Below are 2,240 nucleotides of genomic sequence, written 5' to 3'. Positions count from 1 at the left end.
TTCAGCACTTTAATGCTCGTTGAGTCGTACGTATTTTCTTCGCTCAATGCCTTCACTCCCGATGGTCGTGGGTCTGGGTGATACGGCCCTGTTCCACGTGGAACAAAGCGACTGGCGTTTCCGTCTGCCAGCCTTCCCTCAGTAATTCGTGATCTACACAGGTGATGAACACCTGGCAGCGTAAGTCTTCCAGCAAGCGGCACAGCGCGCGACGATGGCTCTCGTCCAGCTCGGACGGCAAGTCATCCACCAGATAAATACACTGACCGCGGCGGGCCTGGCTGACCAGGTGCCCCTGGGCAATCCGCAGCGCACAGACCACCAGCTTCTGCTGACCCCGGGACAAGATGTCCGCGGCATTGTGTGCGCCCAATCTAAGACGCAAATCAGCGCGTTGCGGGCCGGCCTGGGTGTGCCCCATCTGCTGGTCCCGTTGTACGGAACCGGCAAGTACGGCGCTCAATTCGCGGTCTTTGTCCCAGCCTCGGTAATAGCTGAGGGTCAAACCCTCGAGCTCAACCAGTTCGCTCAAGGTCTGCTCGAAGACCGGTTTCAAGGCTGTGATGTAAGCGCGGCGGTATTCATCGATTTCAGCGCTGGCCTGGCACAGTTCCCTGTCCCAAACCGCTTGCGAAACGGCGTCAAGTGTACCATGCCGCAGCCAGGAGTTTCTCTGGCGCAAGGCCTTCTGCAAACGCTGCCAGGTCCCCATGAACCGAGGCTCAACGTGGAACACACCCCAGTCGAGAAACTGCCGGCGAATCTTCGGCGCGCCTTCGAGCAGGCGGAAGCTGTCGGGGTTGATCAACTGCAGTGGCAGGATCTCCGCCAACTGCGCAGCGCTGCGCGCATTCTGGCCATCGATACGGATCTGGAATTCGCCCTGACGGTCTCGGGAGATCCCCAGCGCACTGTGTCCGCCCTCTGCCAATTCAACCTGACCGAATACCGTACAGGCGAGTTGCTCGTACTGGATGACCGGCAACAGGCGCGTGCTGCGAAACGAACGGGCGAGCCCCAGCAGGTGAATGGCTTCCAGAACACTGGTTTTGCCGCTGCCGTTGGCGCCGTAAAGGATGTTGATGCGGGGGGAGGGTGAGAAGGTCACCGGGTGCAGATTGCGCACCGCGGTGACCGAAACGCGACTTAACGACATTCAGGATCCGCTGATTACAGACGCATCGGCATGACAACGTAAGCCGAGTCGTCATTGTCGGACTCTTGCACCAGCGCACTGCTGTTGGAGTCAGACAGGATCAGGCGAACCTGCTCGGTGGTCATCACGCCCAGCACGTCGAGCAAATAGCTGACGTTAAAGCCGATTTCCAGCGAGCCGCCATTGTATTCAACGCCCACTTCTTCTTCCGCTTCTTCCTGCTCCGGGTTGTTGGCCTGGATCTTCAGCTGACCGCTGGCCAGTTGCAGACGGATACCGCGGTATTTCTCGTTGGACAGAATCGCGGTACGACTGAACGCTTCACGCAACGCCTGACGATCGCCGAGTACCAGCTTGTCACCACCTTTGGGCAGTACGCGTTCGTAATCCGGGAATTTACCGTCAACCAGTTTCGAGGTGAAGGTGAACTCGCCAGTGGTGGCGCGAATGTGGTGCTGACCGAGGACGATGCTGACATTGCCATCCGGCTCAGTGAGCAGACGCGCCAGTTCGAGGATACCTTTGCGCGGCACGATCACCTGATGGCGATCCGGCTGACCGATATCGGCCTGCATCGAGCACATCGCCAGACGGTGACCGTCGGTGGCCACGGCGCGGATCACACCAGCGGAAACTTCCAGCAGCATGCCGTTGAGGTAGTAACGCACGTCCTGCTGGGCCATGGCGAAGCTGGTGCGCTCGATCAGACGACGCAGTTTGCTCTGCTCCAGGCTGCAGGTCAGCGAGCCCGGGCCTTCTTCGACGGTCGGGAAATCGTTGGCCGGCAGGGTCGATAGGGTGAAGCGGCTGCGGCCGGCCTTCACCACCAGTTTCTGCTCGTCGACCTTGATATCGATCAGCGCGTCGTTGGGCAGGCTCTTGCAGATGTCCATCAGCTTGCGCGCCGGCACGGTGATCGAGCCCGTTTCGGCCGGCTCTTCGAGTTGCACACGACCGACCAGCTCGACTTCCAGGTCGGTACCGGTCAGCGACAGTTGCTGGCCTTCGACGACCAACAGCACGTTGGACAGTACCGGCAAGGTCTGTCGGCGCTCGACGACGCCTGCGACCAGTTGCAGGGGTT

At 60.1% G+C, this 2,240-nt stretch carries 2 protein-coding genes; both read right to left on the bottom strand.

The features are described from left to right. Nucleotides 1-52 precede the first annotated feature (52 nt). Nucleotides 53-1,156 (bottom strand): DNA replication/repair protein RecF, encoded by a 1,104-nt coding sequence (recF, locus tag ACIGDJ_RS28230; RefSeq protein ID WP_281880103.1) that lies wholly within the window; start codon nucleotides 1,154-1,156, stop codon nucleotides 53-55. Between the two features lie 14 nt (nucleotides 1,157-1,170). Further along, nucleotides 1,171-2,240 (bottom strand): DNA polymerase III subunit beta (gene dnaN, locus ACIGDJ_RS28225; protein ID WP_397504720.1); only part of this gene is annotated, 1,070 nt, incomplete at its 5' end.

The organism is Pseudomonas sp. NPDC079367 (assembly GCF_044542195.1).
In the GTDB taxonomy this organism is placed as follows: Bacteria; Pseudomonadota; Gammaproteobacteria; order Pseudomonadales; family Pseudomonadaceae; genus Aquipseudomonas.
The sequence above is the reverse complement of the archived record's forward strand: the minus strand, read 5'-3'. Positions and strand labels throughout refer to the sequence as shown.